The organism is Faecalibacterium tardum, assembly GCF_040096515.1.
Lineage (GTDB): Bacteria > Bacillota > Clostridia > Oscillospirales > Ruminococcaceae > Faecalibacterium > Faecalibacterium tardum.
The window spans coordinates 25,918-44,418 of sequence record NZ_JBBMEO010000013.1; the positions used below are offsets into that span (position 1 = coordinate 25,918).

17 protein-coding genes are annotated in these 18,501 nt (G+C 50.7%); 6 read left to right on the forward strand and 11 right to left on the reverse strand.

The annotated features are described in order from the left end of the window. Positions 1-3: 3 nt before the first annotated feature. The 8 genes from WMO44_RS09145 to WMO44_RS09180 are packed head-to-tail and all read right to left on the reverse strand — an operon-like array spanning position 4 to position 9,830. On the reverse strand, positions 4-1,140 hold the full coding sequence (locus WMO44_RS09145; protein WP_349152382.1) for a glycosyltransferase family 4 protein: 1,137 nt from the start codon (positions 1,138-1,140) through the stop codon (positions 4-6). After that, positions 1,140-2,321, reverse strand: coding sequence for a radical SAM protein (locus WMO44_RS09150; protein ID WP_055260470.1), 1,182 nt, complete (start codon positions 2,319-2,321; stop codon positions 1,140-1,142). Before WMO44_RS09150 ends, WMO44_RS09145 begins: the two co-directional genes overlap by 1 nt. After that, positions 2,314-3,336: an acyltransferase family protein gene (locus WMO44_RS09155; protein WP_349152383.1), complete on the reverse strand. Its 1,023-nt coding sequence runs from the start codon at positions 3,334-3,336 to the stop codon at positions 2,314-2,316. Before WMO44_RS09155 ends, WMO44_RS09150 begins: the two co-directional genes overlap by 8 nt. 24 nt (positions 3,337-3,360) lie before the next feature. Further along, positions 3,361-4,560: a glycosyltransferase gene (locus WMO44_RS09160; protein WP_349152384.1), complete on the reverse strand. Its 1,200-nt coding sequence runs from the start codon at positions 4,558-4,560 to the stop codon at positions 3,361-3,363. Further along, complete coding sequence (locus WMO44_RS09165; RefSeq protein WP_349152385.1) at positions 4,560-5,690, reverse strand: glycosyltransferase family 4 protein; 1,131 nt, start codon at positions 5,688-5,690, stop codon at positions 4,560-4,562. The genes WMO44_RS09160 and WMO44_RS09165 overlap by 1 nt, the downstream gene beginning before the upstream one ends. A 38-nt stretch (positions 5,691-5,728) precedes the next feature. Next, positions 5,729-6,403, reverse strand: coding sequence for a sugar transferase (locus WMO44_RS09170; protein ID WP_349152386.1), 675 nt, complete (start codon positions 6,401-6,403; stop codon positions 5,729-5,731). Between the two features lie 43 nt (positions 6,404-6,446). Continuing rightward, positions 6,447-8,624, reverse strand: coding sequence for a Helicase associated domain protein (locus WMO44_RS09175; RefSeq protein WP_349152387.1), 2,178 nt, complete (start codon positions 8,622-8,624; stop codon positions 6,447-6,449). A gap of 54 nt (positions 8,625-8,678) precedes the next feature. Then, entirely contained in the window at positions 8,679-9,830 is a 1,152-nt protein-coding gene (locus WMO44_RS09180) for a tyrosine-type recombinase/integrase (RefSeq protein WP_349152388.1), read from the reverse strand. Positions 9,831-10,434: 604 nt separating this feature from the next. Here WMO44_RS09180 and WMO44_RS09185 point away from each other — a divergent pair. Both WMO44_RS09185 and WMO44_RS09190 read left to right on the forward strand, forming a co-directional pair. Beyond that, on the forward strand, positions 10,435-10,770 hold the full coding sequence (locus WMO44_RS09185) for a hypothetical protein (protein ID WP_055185624.1): 336 nt from the start codon (positions 10,435-10,437) through the stop codon (positions 10,768-10,770). Positions 10,771-11,103: 333 nt separating this feature from the next. Then, on the forward strand, positions 11,104-12,984 hold the full coding sequence (locus WMO44_RS09190) for a DarT1-associated NADAR antitoxin family protein (protein ID WP_349152389.1): 1,881 nt from the start codon (positions 11,104-11,106) through the stop codon (positions 12,982-12,984). 66 nt (positions 12,985-13,050) lie between these two features. On the opposite strand, the gene WMO44_RS09195 is transcribed toward WMO44_RS09190, so the two are convergent. Continuing rightward, on the reverse strand, positions 13,051-14,148 hold the full coding sequence (locus WMO44_RS09195) for a plasmid mobilization protein (protein ID WP_349152390.1): 1,098 nt from the start codon (positions 14,146-14,148) through the stop codon (positions 13,051-13,053). After that, entirely contained in the window at positions 14,145-14,303 is a 159-nt protein-coding gene (locus tag WMO44_RS09200) for a hypothetical protein (RefSeq protein WP_349152391.1), read from the reverse strand. Before WMO44_RS09200 ends, WMO44_RS09195 begins: the two co-directional genes overlap by 4 nt. Here WMO44_RS09200 and WMO44_RS15120 point away from each other — a divergent pair. Continuing rightward, the gene (locus WMO44_RS15120; RefSeq protein ID WP_353963854.1) at positions 14,249-14,404 is read left to right on the forward strand and encodes an IS3 family transposase; all 156 of its coding nucleotides are present in this window, start codon (positions 14,249-14,251) and stop codon (positions 14,402-14,404) included. The genes WMO44_RS09200 and WMO44_RS15120 overlap by 55 nt on opposite strands. 89 nt (positions 14,405-14,493) lie before the next feature. On the opposite strand, the gene WMO44_RS09205 is transcribed toward WMO44_RS15120, so the two are convergent. Then, positions 14,494-15,213, reverse strand: coding sequence for an ATP-binding protein (locus WMO44_RS09205; RefSeq protein ID WP_349152392.1), 720 nt, complete (start codon positions 15,211-15,213; stop codon positions 14,494-14,496). 100 nt (positions 15,214-15,313) lie between these two features. Here WMO44_RS09205 and WMO44_RS09210 point away from each other — a divergent pair, with 100 nt between their 5' ends. The 3 genes from WMO44_RS09210 to WMO44_RS09220 all read left to right on the forward strand — a co-directional run bounded on the left by WMO44_RS09210 (position 15,314) and on the right by WMO44_RS09220 (position 18,386). Beyond that, entirely contained in the window at positions 15,314-15,979 is a 666-nt protein-coding gene (locus WMO44_RS09210) for a Crp/Fnr family transcriptional regulator (protein WP_055185621.1), read from the forward strand. A gap of 131 nt (positions 15,980-16,110) precedes the next feature. Further along, positions 16,111-17,598, forward strand: a complete 1,488-nt coding sequence (locus tag WMO44_RS09215) for a sensor histidine kinase (protein ID WP_349152393.1) — start codon at positions 16,111-16,113, stop codon at positions 17,596-17,598. Then, positions 17,595-18,386: a response regulator transcription factor gene (locus WMO44_RS09220; protein ID WP_349152394.1), complete on the forward strand. Its 792-nt coding sequence runs from the start codon at positions 17,595-17,597 to the stop codon at positions 18,384-18,386. The genes WMO44_RS09215 and WMO44_RS09220 overlap by 4 nt, the downstream gene beginning before the upstream one ends. The last annotated feature ends 115 nt before the right edge of the window (positions 18,387-18,501 follow it).

Sequence of the window (18,501 nt, forward strand, 5' to 3'; positions counted from 1 at the left end):
CCTCTACACCATTAACTCCGTATAAATTTCAGCCATTTGTTCAAAAGATACACTGTTATCGAATTTAGCAGCCATTTCACGGCAGAACGGTTTCATCTCATTCCGCTTCTGCGCATCAGAAAGTAACTGAATTTTCTCTGCAAATGCTGTATCATCATATGGGTCACAAAGATATCCATCTTTACCATCAATGATATAATCTTTAATTCCCTGAACACTTGAACCAATAACTGGAATGCCTGCTGCAAGAGATTGTACACCCGCTAAGCCAAGCCCTTCTCGTATGGAGGGAATCACTCCAATGTCAGATACCGCGGTAATTTCCGGTATATCCATTCTAAATCCTAACAGCCTCAAATCGACATCTTCTTGTTTTGCCAGATCATGAAGCATCTTTCCAGTTCCGCCATCAATACCATTTCCGCAAATCACAAAAACATAATCATCTTTATTGGGAAGTTTTGAGAGCGCTTTGATAATAATTTGATGATTCTTTCGCGTCGATAATTCACCCACAGCCAAAATCATAATCTTATCCGCTGGCACTCCTATCAAATTTCGATATTCCCTGCAGTTTACTGCCACATTCGCATATTTTGAAGTATCTACTCCAACGCCATTAATTTGAAAGACCTTTTTACAAAACATTTTCTTTGCGTTTGAATAATCTTCCTTATTAATTGTGATAATCGCATCACAAAATAAAGAGCAGAATTTTTCTACAGTGTAGAAAATCATCCATGATTTCTTGGAAGAATTCTCAGTGAAAGCAAATCCATGCGTTGTATAAATGACCTTCGTTCCCTTTTGTTTGTATGACCGAGCGGCCAATCTTGTAAAAATACCTGCAATAGGCGTATGACAATGAATCAATTGAAAATTGCCCTGTTTCAACAGTTTTTTCAGCTCTTTATATGCCTTAAAATTTGTTTTCGCTATCGGATTAGTACTATCAAAATCCAATTGAACAAATTTAACACCCCTCTTATCAAGTTTTTCTTTTGTGTCTGCCCACTCTAATTTATATGCATTTGCCGCAAAAGTAACTGTATATCCTTTTCCAATAAGTATTTCTATATCATGAATGAGAAAAGACGCAAAACCAGCTAAATTTGCAACAATTAGTGCGTTCTTCTCCATCACTTCGTCTCCATCTGCTGTGCGATATCAGCATCCACAATTTCCTCCCCGGTCTTATGCTTCAGCTGCTCCTTAGAGGCTTCACTCAGACCGTTGTTGATCACACAGTTCATATCGCAGGTGCTGCACTTATCCAGCTCTTCCTTAGTGACTTTGCCATCACGATAGTCACGGCAAATCTTCAGTTCATACATGCTGTACGGATGTTTGGTGAACAGAGCCTTGAACTTGTGAACCAGAACCCAAGTAGCAGGCTTCCAGATGTACTTGTGCATTGCCGGAGAAACACTACCAATCATCCAGCAGTCACGGTCGCAACAACGAACTTTTGCACGAACCTTCTCGGCCTCCGGGCTGTTCCACAGCTCATCCCAAGTCTGATTGTTCAGGTTGCCCATGACCTCTTTGTCCTTGGTACCGTTGCAAGGCATAACATCACCATACGGGTCAATGAAGAAGGTATCAAAGCTCATGTCGCAAGGCAGCAGGCGCTTCTGACCGTAGATGTAGTTGATCAGACCGTGGTTAAAGTATGCACGGAACCACTTCTTCGGACTGTTGCTACGCAGCAGTTCATTGACCAGGTTCTCAAAGTTCTTTGCAACCATCGGACGGTCGTGGATGATGTTTTTAGCCTCAACGAAGTAGAAGCTGTTGTGCAGAGAAGCAGTTGCGAACTCCATTCCCATCTCATCGGAAATCTTGTACAGAGGAACAAGGTCAGGAGCATTCTTATCCTGAACGGTCATGCCGAAGCCAACATCCTTCATACCCATCTCACGCAGCTTTTTCAGTGTGCCATAACCACGCTGGTAGCCGTTCTGCAGGCCACGGATCTCGTTATTGGTCTGCTCCAGACCCTCGATAGAGATACGGATACCGATCTGCGGGAACTCCTTGCACAGGTCAACGATACGGTCAGTGAAGAAACCGTTGGTTGAAATAACGATACGGTCAGACTTCTTGTACAGTTCACGCACAATATCCTTCAGGTCGGTGCGGATGAACGGCTCGCCGCCAGTGATGTTCGTAAAGTACATCTTCGGCAGCTTTTTGATGGTTTCGATGCTGATCTCCTCTTCCGGCTTGGAAGGTGCTTTATAACGGTTGCACATAGAGCAACGAGCGTTGCAGCGATAAGTGACGATGACAGTACCATTTAACTTCTTTTCTTCAGACATGATTAACTCTCCTATTGTTTACTCTCTCTTTTAAGAATGTTTCGATTTTATTTAAGAACCACTTTGCACATACCGAGAACACAACCGAACCACAGACGACTGCAATTGCCGTGAAGATATATGCCAGCAGACCATTTCCAAATAGATGAACAAGGTGTAGCTTTTCAAGCACACGATAAATCACCATGTGGCACAGATAAATTTCGAAGCTGATACCGCCGAGGAACTTGGCGACTGGATTGACCAGTACCCCCCCCCGCTTGCATCCGAGGGTATAGGCCAGTGCTGCCACACAGAAGAACAGCATTGTAAGCGTATTGCCGCCCACTGCAAAATAAGCAACTGTGGCAATCAGCAGAAGTGCTCCGGCGATAATCTTGTGCTTCGCTGCAAACTCGGCCAGTTCCTTCCGATAAAGGAAGATCAAGCCACCAGCGATAAAGTAAATCGCATCGTAGACGATATTAGTCCTCCCTGCTTTGAAGTAATTAGTGCATAACCAGTTAAATACCAGTGCCGCAACCGCCACACTCCACGCTCTCTTCTTGTTTCCAATCAGGAAGCAGAAGAATGGGAACAGCATATAGAACACAAAAATGACTGCCAGCGTCCAACTCACACCAATGACCGAAATCTTGGCATTCGGCAGAAGCCCCTGACATAACGTCAAGTTTGCGAAAACCTCAAACAAGGATTCCTTGCTCGGTGAAATCACAAAGTCTAACGCACAGAGCAGTGCAAAGTACGGCCAGATTTTGATATACCGCTTCTTGTAAAAGTCCTCTACGCTGATTTTCTGGTCAATTATTTTCTGGTAATAGCCGCAGCACATGCCAAAACCACTGACCATCATAAAAAGGAAGACGAGGTTTGTGAAAGATGGTATCAGCCGCTCAAACACAAATCCTCCGATCCCATATTCTCCATTTGAGAGGACGTGCATCAATGCAATGCCGATAATGGCATACGCCTTTAAGCCGTCTATTCCCTCATATCGATCCGCTTTTGCAGTCACAAGTTTTCTCCTCACGTACCAGTTTTACTGATACACCTTCATAATTTTCTCGTAATACTCATCAATGGTATCGAAGCTGATGTCCTTACAGTTCTTGCTATACTGCTCACACAGCTTCTTATCACCCCAGAGCTTTTCTATCTTTTCTTTCAAATCTTTCCCGTTACTACTCTCGAACAACTCGCCGGTCTTGCCAACCTGAATCAGTTCCGGGATGCCACCAATGTTCGCTCCCAGTACCGGTGTGCCATACATCTGGGATTCCATTACGGAGAACGGGCAGTTCTCATACCACTCAGACGGGTAGATGGAGAACCGTGCCTCACGGATGAGCTTTTCCAGTGCCTCGCCTTTCTGGAAACCAACGTTCTTGATGTTCTTAATACCAGTTACTGTCTCTTCCAGCGGGCCAGTGCCGGCGAAGATGAACTGAACATTCGGCAGTTTCTTACAGACCTTGATGAGTGTGCCGATACCCTTTTCCTCAGAGAAGCGGCCGAAGTAGAGGACGTAATCCTTCTTCTCCGTCTCTTTCCACTCCACCTTGTCGATGAAGTTGTGCATTGCCACAGTCTTGGTTGCAAATAGTGGATTGCTGTCCATCTTGCTCTTCATGAACTCGGAGCAGCAGATCATGGTATCAATGTACTTATAGGTTTCCTTCCATTTCCAGAACTCAGCCTCCATCATGCCGATGGCAGATTTTGCCGCGGAGCCGTGGATGCACTTGCCTTTCATGCAGTTTGCAAAATGGCCGCCGAGGCACTTCTCACAGTTCTGGTGCGTGTTTGGATTGTTCAGCATGTGGTTCGGGCAGACCAGCTGGTAATCATGTGCCGTGAAGATGATCTTACAATCCCTTCCGGTCTCCTTGCGCCACTTCACGATTTCCAGGATGATGGAAGGTGTCAGCTGGTAGTTGAAGTTGTTCAGATGACAGACATCCGGCTTGAAGTCGTCCAGAACTTTTCTCAGCTGTACCCGCGCTTCCTTGCTGTAGATAGTTTTGATGGGGTAGGTCAGCTTGCTCAGTTTACTGCCGCCGTGGAAGTCCATATCAGACGTGTAAGCATTGACTCGGTTGCCCACGCAACGGCCTTCGTGCTCCATACCGAAGTACTGAACCTCGTGTCCATGCTGCTTCAATGCCTCGCCCAATTTAAATATGTACGTCTCAGATCCGCCATTAGGATATAAAAACTTGTTTACTATCAGTACCTTCATTATTTTCTCCTGTACAGCTTCATGGTTTCTTTCGTGACTTCATCCCAGTTGTACTTTTTACAGATGAAGTCTGCGGCCTGCTCTTTATGTACATCTACTTTTTCAGGATGGTCACAAGCGTCCTGTAGCTTTTCTTGCAGATCCTGCACATCCGACTTTTTGAAAATCAGCGCCTTATCTTCCACAACCTCTGCGCACTCTGGAATGTCGGAAACCAGACAGCAGTTGCCGTAGCTCATCGCTTCAAGCAGGCTCAGAGGCATTCCCTCCAGATCGGACGGCAGTGTGTAGATATAGGCGTTACTGTACAGTTCATCCAGCATCGCTCCCTGTACGAAACCGGTAAAGAGGATTCGGTCGTCCCCCTTTGCCAGTTCCTTCAGTTCTTCCATAAAGGAATCCGTATCGCTGGAGCCGCCTGCAATGACCAGCTTTTTGTCCGTCTTGACATTTTTAAAAGCCTCGACCAGATATCGAATCCCCTTTTCCGGTACCAGACGCCCGAGGAACAATATGTAGGAATCTTTTTTCAGCCCGAATTTTTCCGTGATCAGGTTTGCTTTCCGAATCTGCGGCCTATTCACGCCATTGGGGATAAAGTGTGTTTCCCTGCCATAAGTTTCCTTGAAATAGTCCTGCACGCCCTTGCTCAGAACAATGATCTCGTCCGCATATTTCACGGCATTTTTTTCGCCCTGACGGATAAATTTGGAGCCAAACCCTGACTGCCACTTCTCGCGCTGCCAGTCAACGCCATGGATGGTAACCACCACCCTTTTGCCAAACATCTTCGGCAGCCATGAGAAGAAGGCCGGTCCCTCTGCATGGATGTGCACCACATCGTATTTTCCAAATGCACTGTAAAGCGCCGCAAAAGCCGAGGCGCTTACCGCTGCCAGACCTTTCTTTTCTATCGTCGGAACGTGCTTCTGCCGGATTCCATCATAGTTTGTGTTATCAATATCGTCATACTCTGCACCGCTCACATGATGTCCAGACCGGTTGTAGCAGGTTACCTGACAGCCTTGCTGCGCCATCCGCGTGCATAGCTCCTTTACAACGATCTCTACGCCGCCCTCTCTCGACAATCGCTTCTGTCCAAATACCGCAATTCTAAGGTTTCTCTCCATCTCGTCTCTCCAACCGTTTTCCTTCCACGTACTGTTTTTTACTCCCCACGCCCCAGCAAACACACCTTAAACGTCTTGAAAATAATCTTCCAATCCACCCAGAAGCTACGCTCCTTGACATACTTCACATCCAGATCCATCCACTCCTCAAAAGAGAGGTCATTGCGATGCGGGGCAATCTGCCAGTAGCAGCTCAAGCCGGGAGTCACATACAGACGCTGCTTTTCGTAGTCGCCATACTGCTCCACCTCGCGGGGAAGCGCCGGGCGGGGGCCAACGATGCTCATATCACCCTTCAGGATATTCCACAGCTGCGGCAGCTCATCGATACTGGTTTTGCGGATAAACTTGCCCACGCGGGTAATGCGGGGGTCGTCCTTGATCTTGAACACAGGACCATCCATCTCGTTCTGATCCAGCAGGTCATCTAGCTTTGCCTCTGCGTTGGGGCACATAGAGCGGAACTTATAGAACTTAAAGGGCTTTCCGTTGCGGCCAATGCGCTCCTGACTGAAAACAGGACCTGCAGACGGGTCATCCACCACAATGGCGATGGCAGTAGCCAGCATGACAGGCGACAGCACCACCAGTGCCAGCGATGACAAGATCACGTCCTGCGTCCGATGTCCGATCCAGTACAGGCGATGGTTCCGCAGATTTTCCTTTCGGTCAACTTCAACTTCCTTATCAATTCCAACTGTATTCGTAGCCATTTCTTCTCCTCACACAAATTCGCGTTTGTTTATAAGTCTCTTTTTAACCTGCTTTTGCCGTAATAGTTTCGGCTTGTACCGACTGTCTAGATGGGTGCTTAGGATTACTTTTCTCCCACCGCATCCCGATGGCATCCAGCTTTGCAATCCTTTCCTCTGTCAGAACAGCGCAGCTTTTTTCAGGATTATGACGGGTATACCGCTGCCGCTTGACCCAATTTCCGAGGTTGTAACCGCCCGGCGACACATATTCTGCCGGGACGTTCAGGTCGCCGTAGGCATCAAAGTAGCGCTTCGCTTCCTGATATCCTTCGTTCCACTGGCGGTCATTGCGGTTGCCCCAGTACATTCCGATACGGTTGAGCCGTTCGACCTGTTCGTCCGTCAGCTTTCCTTTCGGGTACGCCCATTGCTGACTTGCGACCCATTGCCCCAGCCGTTCACCAGCCGCTGTCACATAGGAACGCGGAATGTTCAGATTGCCATTCTCCTCGTAATAGGCAGCGGCCAGCGCATAAGCCTTTTCCCACTTGGCATCGAAAATGTTCCACACCATACCAAGCTCATCAAGCTGCGCGATGCGCTCTTCCTTCAAGCGTCCATTCAGCTTCTGCTGCCGGGTCTTGATGATCCACTGTCCCAGTGGGTAGCCGTCTGAGTCTACATATTTTCCGGGCACCATCAGGTTTCCGTAGGTGTCGTGGTATTTCTTTGCGACTTCAAATCCATGCTGCCACGCGATTTCCTTCCGGTTGCCCCAGACCATCCCGATGCTGTCCAGCCGCGCGATCTGCTGCTCGGTCAGATTGCCTTGGATCTGCCCCTCGCGCACCCGGCGCTGGGTCACCAGCCACACACCAAGGCTCAGACCACCGGGCGTCGTATACAGTTTCGGGACGTTCAGGTTGCTGTGTTCCGCATAGTAGATGCTCGCCTCAGAGAAGTAGTGCTCCCAGCCGGAAGAAAGGCTCGCCTGCAGCTGCTCGAACAGCACCCGGCAGTCGTGCACCTGCTCGATAACCTCAAACCGCTCGGTCACGATCTTATCGCCCTCACCGTTGACATACAGACGATGGACTGCCTCCTGCATCTCGCTTTGCAGACCGGAAATGCTGGTCAGTCCCTCAAAATTGTTGACCACATCGAGAATCAGCGGGGCTGCGGTGTCCCCGGCGGTCAGAGCACGTCCGATTTGCTGCTTGTAGATGATGGGAGAAATGGTAGGTCGGAACAGGATGACCCCGGAAATGCCTTCCACATGGACGCCCTCGTTGAGCATATCGATGCAGAACAGCAGCTTCAGCCGGTTGGTCGTATCCGTCTTGAAGTCCGCAAAGGCTTTGTCAGTGTTCGGGTCATCCGAGTAGGCTTCGTATACCACAACGTCCGGGTTGACCCCTGCGAACCACTCCGGCACATGGGACACCATCTCGTCCATGTGCTCCTTATTGGCGCAGAACACGATGTACTTACCGGACTTATTTGTGATATGATGGGCAAATACTTTATCCAGGCCGTCTGCCTGCTCTAGTGCGCGGCGCAGCGCGTCCAGATATTTCTGATTCACATCCTGAATGCCCGGTGCCCGCAGGTTGTTCACCCTCGCTTGGTACTTCGCAAGCGTTTTCTGGTACTGGTAAACCGTGGTCACATATTTCGGGGCAGGCAAAATGCCCCTGACGACTGCTTCGCCAAGGGTCATGTTGCTCGCAACACGGCTATCGAAAAGTTCTTCGGCCATATCGCGGTTATTATCCAGATATCGGATGTTTGTTGCCGTCAGCCCCAGAAGCTTTGCATCCGGGCATAACTTTAATAAAGCCACCGTGCTTTCGCCCCAACATTCCGCACCGGCACGGTGGAATTCATCGAGTATAATATAGGCAGGCTTCTGCGCTGCTATTTCGTCCAGCTGTGCCTGTGTACAGCACATTAGTTTGGCGTAGGTGTAAAAGTGAACGTTTGCCAGCGGAAAATCCGGGTCGTTCCTTTTCAGGCTCTCCAGCTGGGTCTTAAAGATATATTCACTGGGAGAAAGCCAGATCACGACCTTCTCTGGGTTGTCCTCGATCAGCTTGAACGCAATGTAGCTCTTTCCGGTGCCGGTGGGATGAACAATGGCAGCTTTGCCGTACTGCTCCATCATCCGGACTGCCGCATGATATGCTTTCTCGTTGTGCTCAAACAGACGCAATGCCACCTTGTTCACCCCTTCCCGCATAAAGGGGTATCCTCCACAGTGATAATGGAGGAACAACGTATAAATCACGCGCTATTACGTTATATTTATTACATCCCCGCCCCTCATGGACACCTGATGGGAGAAAATTCGGTTCATCTCCCGGCGCTTTCGGGTCAGGTCAGAGTGCACATAGCGCTGCAAGGTGATGTTGGCGTTAGCGTGTCCTAACAATTCGCTGAGGGTCTTTACATCGCACCCCGCCTGCAGACAGGTCGTTGCAAAGGTATGGCGCAGCGCGTGCGGACGTACTTGCCGGACAGTTGACTGCTTCAGATATGCCTTGATGCTTTTTCGGTAGCAACGGGGTTCGGTGGGCTTGGACTCGTTACCGGACAGAAACCATGCAGCATTGCTGACACATCCGCGCAGCTTTTTCAGCATAATAAGCAGCTGCTTTGGGATTGGAATTTCTCGACGTGAGGTGCGGGTTTTAGGCGTTTGGATGACCACCTTTGTATGCCCATTTTCACAGGAAATTCGGCAGACCGTCCGGTTGATTTTCAGCGTTCCGAGTTTCAGGTCAAAATCGCCCCACTGTAAGCCGCAGATCTCGCCAATACGCAGCCCCAATTCCACCCCTAATAATAAGCCAATTTTGCGGGGCGTTGGGTTCTCCTGTACATACTGATAAAGCCGCTGCTGCTCCGCCGGGGAGAGGGGTACAGAAATTTTGTCGATGGCTTTTGGCAGCGCTACTTCCAGCTCCATCGGACGGATCAGGCGCAAGTGCGCGGCATATTTGCAGATACGGCGCAGCATGGAGAGGCATTCCCGGGCAGAGGAGTTCCCCAGCGGCTTGTGTGCGGCATCTATCGGCGCAATGATCTGCTGCATAGCCTGTTCCAGAAAGCTTTCCTCAAGGGATGCAACTGGCATTTTACTCAAAACCGGAAGAAGATATTTGTGCAGCGTGTACGAGTAATGCGCATAGGTGGATTCTTTTACGGCATTCCGCTGGGAACGCAGCCATACCTCAGCCAATGCGTCAAAGGTCAGGTCGGTTCTTTTCAGATTGTAGAACCCCGCCTCAGCTTTCTTTTGGACCAGCACACGTTTGACCTCAGCATAGACCGTGCCATAGACGTAGCCCCACTGGATCTTTCCCTCCGGTGTACGCGCTTTGATGTAGCGGCCTTCCCACCGGCCATCCTTGCGTTTGTGAATGTTTTCTCCCCGTCGTGCCATTTCTGTTTCCTCCTGCGTCTTGGACACCCTTCTGACCACTTATTCTGTCCACCTTCGTTTTTTGCTGGATTTTTCATGCAGAACTGGGCAATGTGCAAAAAACTTTCAGCTTCTGCGAGGTTTTTTCTAAGGTCAGGTGGGATGCATTTGTAAGGATTTCTATTGATTCCCAGATATAACCATGATAAAATAAGAGAAGAATTCAAACAACGATGTCGAAAGATCGGTATCCTCCATTATCACTATGGAGGATACTTTTTTTATTAAATATATTCTTTGCCATTACGCGGCTGCACATTCTCTGTATCATAAAATACTTTTGCAGCATACGCAGATGCGTATGCATAGCGCACGAACCTCTGTAGCATCATATTGAGATGAACTTCGTCATGACTGTAAAAGATGCCGTTGCCAAATGCTTTGAACAGCTCTGCGACCAATGGGGGATATGTCCCAACAAGTTGGCGACCCGTCCCGGTGCATATTCCAAAATCGATTTATTGTTTCAATCGAAAAATATTTTTATTCTACAAACTGCACCTCTTGCGAACATAAAAAACGAGTGTTATACTGAAGCCATCAAAAAACATTGGAGGTGTCCCCTATGCCCCGTCCCAAAGGAAGCAAGAACAAGACCAAGACCGTAAAAGCAACCGTTGACTTTGCTGCACAGATCGCTGAAAAGCAGTCCGCAAAGGAAGCCGCTGCCGCTGAAATCGCATCCATCACTGCGAATATCGATGCGCTGAAAGCTGACCTGAAAACCAAGAAGGCAGAGCTGAAATCTATCGACAAGGAAATCGCCAGAATCGAAGCTAAAAAGGTCAAAGCTGAAACCAAAGCAGCGGAATCCGCAAAGAAAGCCGAAGCAGAGGACGTGCTGAAAAAGCTGCTGGCAAGCGGCGTGAGCGCAGACGATATCCTCGCAAAGTTGAAGTGATTTAAAAAATTCTAACGCAGCAGTTGACGGAAACATCTACGTCGCAAGCAGTGCAACTTGGTACCAACTTGCGATTTTTGAATCGGATTTTTCAAAATCCAAATTCAAAATGCTTGTTGGGCTGTGCCCAAACCCCTTGTGTTCTGCATCCGGTGGATGCAGGCTGCGCATTTTTGCAAAATGCTTTTTTGATCTGAGTGCCGATGCCTGTGGTATCGGCACTTTTTGCACAGATAGATTCCCGGAAGCAGAAAATAGTGCTATGCAGCGCATCCGGAATTGTGCTATACTTGATTACATAAACCTGTTCGTCCTAAAAAGTTGGAGGTGCTCATGGCTACACGAACCATTTGTTTTCCCATATCCGGCTACCCCTATTGCAAAGAACAGCCGGTGACGTTCACATGGATAAACGGTAGCAAGCGGCAGAATATCCGTGCCGTCCATGATGCCGTCCATACAACAGACCCGGATGTTTCCATTCTGGAAATCAGCTCTGCATCCGCTCAGCCGGAGGGTGAGGCTGTTTCTTCTCTGCGGCTTCTGCTGCATCTGGATTCTGTTGCGCAGGATGTGCCCATCAGCACGGTTTTTGAAGCTGCCAAGGTATTTGAACATGGTGGTCCATTCGCTGACCTTCTGACCTGTGCGCCATCCAAAGTCCATAAGGACACTCGGCTGCGAACCAATGGAAAGTTGCTACGCTACTCTCTGGAAGGAAGTGAGTATCCGATAGAGCCGCACCCGGATTCATTTTTTGAGTGGCTCTACTGCCGTGCGTTGAAGCAGTTCCCGGAAAAGGCTGCGCAGCTGAGCAGATATAATGCCTTTTCTGATATTGCTGCCGCAGCGGATTCTAAAAAGTATTATGGCGATTCCTCGCGGGCGGCTGCAATCTATGTAGGACTTGCAGCGGCTGGAAAACTTCCGTGCATCGGTTCCTATGAATCCTTCATTGCGGAAGTTTACACGGAGCCAAAGCCCTTGCCCAAGTCTGGAAAATCTGAGACTGCTTCAAAAAAGACGCCCGAGGTTTCCGCACCGGCAAAGGAGATTCCGGCAGACGAATCGTCGCAGTCCGATAATGCAAATATTCCGGACGGCGCGCAGATGGAACATATCCTTGAGCTGCCCAAAGCGACCTGTCTGCTCCTCTCTTTGGCAAAAAATGCTGGTCTTTCCGCAAATAATTCCAGTGAGCTGGCGTATAAGGGAAAGGAATTTTTTCTTGACGCTTATCAGAAAGCACTAAAAAACAAAACGCTCCAAATCAATGTTCATAAGAACAAGATCACTTTTCCGATGGAGGAGCATGACAGCGGATTTCATGCAGTCGGAGTACTGACCCGTTCGCCCGCTTGGGAATACGGATGGAAGTTCAACTATCTGCCCGAGAATACATCCGGAGCAGAAAAGCCCGAAGTCAAAGCAAAAATCCAGAAGCCGTTGACCGCATTGGAGCATCTGGAACGCTGTGGGTATAAAATCGTTCAGCAGGTCGTGCCGGAAAAACTCCCACCGATTGCTGTTCAGCGGATGGCATGGAAAACAGGCGAGGCTCTTTGCGACCCGGTGGTGGTGGATTTCTTGCAGTTTATCCGAACACATATGCAGAGCGACGGCTCTTTTTCGTTCCGTATCCCAAAGGGTGCGTCCAAAAAATCGTTTGCCACACTTTCAGAGATTGCTCAGACGTGGGACAAAATGGGACTTTTTGCAGCCATTGTGATCTATCCGCAGAATATCGTCTATGAACTTGCGCAAAACGAAACCGTCCGGCATTTTTTGAGCGGAAAGTGGCTGGAGCTTTTTGTAGAGCATCAGGTTCAGCAGATCCTGAACCGCTATCAGGAGGAGCATGGCGCAGAAGTTTCGGTTTGCTCCAATGTGGTCCTTTCAGAAATGGCATCCGCAGGGAGCACGCATGAGCTGGATGTCGTGTTCTCCATCAATGGGAAATTTTTCTGGGTAGAAGCCAAGTCATCCAGCCGAAGCATTGATTATGGAAAATATGCTTCTCTGTGCGAAAAGCTGAACGTGACACCAGAAAGCTTGCTTTTGGTCAACAGCGATTTGTCCGTGGAAGAGTGCGAAGGTGTTTCTTATTTCTGGAATTACCGTGTTGCAAATTGTGCAACGATCACGCAGGAACTGGAAAGCATGATCGCTAAACAACTTGAAAGCACCGGAAATGCTGTTCTGAGTACAGACTGAGCAATAAGCAAAAAAGGCCCTGAGAACCCTGCCGGATAAGCGGCAAAGTTCTCAGGGTCGTATTGTTTATCTGGAATGTTCGGTTTGCTTTGGATTCTTTTCCTCATCGAAGAAAAGTTCAATATTTTTCTGCGCTCGAAGAAGCTCCTGCATTTCTTCTTTCGCTTTGCGGTAGTCCGGGTAGCGTGCTTTCTTTTCTGTCAGCAGCTTGAAATATTCTGCATCCAACTCTTTGGCCTTGGGGAGCGTTTTCAAATTGGCTTCATCAAACGCTGCTTTCGCCGCTTTGTGCAGCGTGATCTCTGTGCGGTGCGTTTCCAGAAAGCGCTTGCTGTATCCGGTCTTGCGGTAGGCGTCATAGGCCGGTCGCGTCTTGGCGTAGTTGATGATGTGCGCTTTCAGCACTGCGATTTCTGCCAGCCGCATCTCTGATGCTTTAATGGAATCGCCCAGTTCATGATAGCGTGCAGTGGCAGCGTCCACACGCTCCTGCATTTCCTCGATGCCGCCGATTTTGTTTTCCTGCAGGAAAACCAGCGTCCGGGACATCTCTTTTAAGTTGTGCTGCTTTGCCCAGCGGGCAAAGCCCGCGCCTTTTCCCTCGGCAAGTTTTGCCTGAATGTCCACCAGCATCTGAAATTTCTGCTCCGGTGCCGGGCACTTTTGCCGTGGCCGATGCTCCGCTTCTCCTGCAAGGACAGCTTTCAGTTCTTCCTCGCTGTACCCTGCTCCCAGAGTGCGGAACCGGATAAATCGTTTCTGCCGTGCGCCCTTGACAGAGGTGTACTTTCCGCGTTTGACTTCGTAACCCTGCTGCTCCAGTCGTTGCAGAAAACCCTCGTAGTCCTTGGGCTTTTCAGCCAGAATGTTATCGATTACGCTGCAGAGCCGGACGCGCAAGTCCTCCATATCGGCAGCATAGACCCGGCCATTTTCATTGGCTACTTTGGCGTACTGGTTCAGATTGTTACTGCACATCTGCAAAAGATACACCATACGGCGCAGCTGCGGCAGATCCAGATGCAGACAATATCCGTCCAGCGCCATTTTACGCAGATAGGAACCAATGCTCAGAATGCCGCTGGCTTCCATCTTGTTCCGAATCCGTTCCAACTCCGGCTTGCTGACCCGGAAATGGAGCTGCTGGTCGCGGTGGTCGCTCACCGGGCATCACCATCCTTGTCGTAATAACTGCGGAAGGGCCTCACCGGCTCCGTTTTGTCCGTTTTTTTCTCCAACGCCGCCAGCACCGAGGGGCGGCGAGGTGCATCCTCCTGTTCTTCCTCGTCCTGTTCCGGCTCATGGCTTTTTTCGTCCACATTCCTCCTTTCAAGCCTTCTCCAAGGCGATTGCCGAGTATATTGACTATTACAATAACAGCAGAATCCAAGCGAAAACAAAATGGATGCCTCCCCTCTAAATTCAGAGAAGCATCCATGATGGATTCTTAATTATTCAATTTTGATCCAGTGTCCAGAAAACTGGGTACATATCGTTTGCCCTGTACTTTTAATCCAGAATTTTTCCGTCAATGGAGATGGTGACCACCTGCCACGGAATGAACTTTCCGCTGGTCTGCAGTGCCTTTTTTGCGGCCATCTCCAAGCCGCCGCAGCAGGGCACCTCCATGCGGAGGATGGTCACGCTCTGGATGTCGTTGCTGCGCAGGATCTCGGTAAGTTTTTCGCTGTAATCCACAGCATCCAGCTTCGGGCAGCCGACGAGGGTCACTTTGCCGCGCATAAACTCCTGATGGAAATTGGCGTAGGCGTATGCCGTGCAGTCCGCTGCGATCAGAAGCTTTGCGCCTGCAAAGTAGGGCGCATGGATGGGTGCCAGCTTAATCTGCACCGGCCAGTTGCGCAGGCGGGAGACCGGCTGCACAGGGGCAGCAGCTGCGCTTTCTGCGGCCTCCGTCTGTTCCAGCATCCGCATCCGGGAGCCGGGGCAGCCGCCCTCGTGGAGGTGCTTCATCTTTTCCTGCAATTTCTTTTTCTTTTTGTTTTCCTGCACCGCCGCCTCGTCGTAGGCGGGGGCTTCCCGCTCTTCAAAGGTGATGGCACCGGTAGGGCAGCCCGGCAGACAGTCGCCAAAGCCATCGCAGAAATTCTCCCGCACCAGTTTTGCCTTGCCGTTGATGATGTCAATGGCACCTTCATGGCAGGCGGTTGCGCACAAGCCGCAGCCGTTGCATTTTTCTTCGTCAATATGGATGATCTTCCGAATCATATCTATACTCTCCTGTTGTGGGTGTTTTTTTGCATTTGCACCCCTATTATAGTATACTAAAGGCAACTTGTATGTTTGAATTCCAACAAGGAGAGCATTTATGCAAAAATATCTGCCTGTTCTGCGGAACTGCCCCTTTTTTACCGGGCTTACCGACGATGAGATTTTGTCCATCCTGCACTGTGTCAGTGCAGCGACAATCACCCGGCCCCGGGGCTCCTACATTTTCCGTGCCGGAGATTCCACGGAGGTCATGGGGCTTATGTTGTCCGGCTCCACCCTTGTGATTCAGGAGGATCTTTGGGGACACCGCAATATCCTGTCCAAGTGCAATACCGGAGACTTTTTCGGCGAGCCTTACGCCGCCACCCCCGGTGCCATCCTGAACATCAGTGTGGTGGCAGAGGAGGATTGCGAGATCCTGCTGCTGAACGTCAAGCGGCTGCTCACCTCCTGCCCCACCGCCTGCGACCATCACCAGAAACTCATCCGCAATCTGGTCAGTGTTCTGGCAAACAAAATACTGCTCTTTAACGATAAGATCACCCATGTCAGCAAGCGAACCACCCGGGAAAAGCTGCTGTCCTACCTGTCCGCCGAGTCCATCCGGCAGGCGTCCCTCTCCTTTGACATTCCTTTTGACCGTCAGCAGCTGGCGGATTTTCTCTGCGTGGAACGCGCCGCCATGTCGGCAGAACTTTCCAAGCTGCAAAAGGAAGGGCTGCTGGTCACCAAGCGGAATCATTTTGAGCTGTTGACCCACTGACAGCCTGGCACATTGCCTTCAAGCACCGGCTCCCTTACGAAGACCGGTGCTTTTTTGCAGTTGCACTTTCCCCGGGAGACTATTATACTTATAAAAAAGGCCGGGTGCTGCAAGGACAGGAGGGAAAGCGTATGGCACGGAACAAAACCGCACAGGGCGGCATCTCCCTGCGCCACAAGGTCACGGCATGGCTTGCCGCGATTTTGCTGGTCACCATGCTTTCCACTGGCATTGCTACCATGGCAGGTCAGTGGACGGTACGCTCCTTTGATACGCTGCTGGCCGACAACGCCGTCTGCTACACGGTGCAAAACGCCCTCAAGGACGAAACACAGGCCTTTGCACGCTATGTGCGTCAGCCTACTTCTGAAACGGAACAGGCCTATACCGCCGCCTGCACCGCTTCCGAGCAGAGCCTTGCGGCCCTGCCCTTCGATTATGCCCGCATCGGCGAGGAGCGCTATGCCCGCACATGGAATCTTTTGCAGGGGTACGCGGGTTACCGGCAGGAGCGGGATGCTTTTTTGCAGCTTTCGCCCTCGGCAGATACCTATATTGAACAGATGTACCATGTGATGGCGCTGCAGGACTACCTTGCCGCGTATGCGCTACGTCTGACACAGGCCACGCTGGAACAGGAAAACGCCCTTTACAGCAGCACGGCGGCTCACATCCGGCATCTGCCGTGGCTGTATCTGGGGCTGTTCCTGACGGCGGCTGTACTGGTGCTGCTGCTCATCCGGGTGCTGAGCCGTGCGGTGGTGCGTCCGCTGCTGCGGCTGGCACAGGCCTCCCGCAGCATTGCCGAGGGCGATTTTTCCAGCCCGGACCTACCGGTGAAAAGCAGCGACGAGGTGGGGCGGCTGACGGGAACCTTTAACCAGATGAAGCACGCCATGGCGCAGCAGCTGACCACCCAGCAGGCTTTGCACCGGGAAGAGGTGCGGAACCTTGCACTGGAAAAAGATCTGGAGCACACCCGGCTGGAGGTGCTTAAAAGTCAGGTGAATCCGCATTTTCTGTTCAACACCCTGAACATGATCTCCTGCATGGCGCGGCTGGAGGATGCTGCCACCACCGACCAGATGATCGTGCATCTGGGCAGTTTGTTCCGGCACAATCTGCGCACCAAGCGCCAGCAGATCACGCTGGAGGAGGAACTGGACGGGCTGGAGGATTACATTTATTTGCAGCAGATGCGGTTCGATGGACGCATTACCGTTGAAAAAAGCATTCAGGTGCAGCCTGCGGCGGTTTTGGTGCCGTCCTTTATGCTGCAGCCGGTGGTGGAAAACGCTTACTCGCATGGGCTCAAATCCCGCGAGGAAGGCGGGCGCATTCTGCTGCGGGCATGGATGCAGGGCAAGGTGCTGGTGCTCACGGTCGCGGACAACGGCAAGGGGATGACCGCAGAGGAACTGGACGCTGTGCAAACTAAAATTGTGCAGAGCGAACAGACTGGCCGCAGCATTGGCCTTGGCAATATTTCCCGCCGCATCGGGATGCTGTATCCGGGCGGTAAAATGCAGATATACAGCCGCGCAGGTCACGGTACTGTGGTGCGGTTTGAGCTCCCGCAGACGCAGCAGCCGGAAGAAAAGGAGGAGACGCTCTCGTGAAGTGCAAATTGCTGGTGGCAGAGGATGAATTGATCGAGCGCAAGGTGCTGTGCCGGACTTTGCAGAAGTATCTGGGAGACCTGATAAGCCTGTATGAAGCCAAAAACGGCAGAGAGGCTCTGGAAATTTTTGCCCGCGAAGCGCCGCAGGTGGCTGTGCTGGACATTGAAATGCCGGGTCTCACCGGGCTGGAAGTTGCACGCAGCATCCGCGAAACGGACAAAAATTGCGCCATCCTGTTCCTGACCGGCTTTGATAAGTTTGACTATGCACGGCAGGCGATCTCTGTACGGGCGATGGACTATCTGCTCAAGCCTTACAACGAGCAGGAACTGGTATTCGCGGTGGAGGATGCCATCCGGCAGGTGTCGGTGCCGCTGCCTGCCCGCCCGGCACAGCCCCCTGCGCCTGCAGAGCCCCTCCGCCGGGAAGAGGACGAGGATATGCGCACCGCCATCATCCGGGCCGAGATCAGCCGCTTTATCGACGCCCACTATGGGGAGGATATCTCCATGCAGGATGCCGCCGCCGCGCTGCGCTACTCGGACGCCTATTTCTGTAAGCTGTTCAAACAATGTTTTAAGGTGAACTTTTCGGCCTACCTGAACGAATACCGGGTGAACAAGGCGCGCCAGCTGATTTTGGACCCGCGCCTGAGCCTGAAGGACATCGGCGCTGCTGTGGGTTACAGCGACGCCAACTATTTTACAAGGGTGTTCAAGCGCCTGACCGGCCAGACCCCTTCGGAATACCGCGTAACCGCAGCAGAAAAAGCGGTACAGGGATAAATCGGATACAAAAGAAGCACTTGTTCTTTCCTGTCTGTCAGCAGGAGAGGAACGGGTGCTTTTTTATTTTTGCCAGTTTCTTTCGTCCGTAAAACACAAAAATTGTACTTGGATA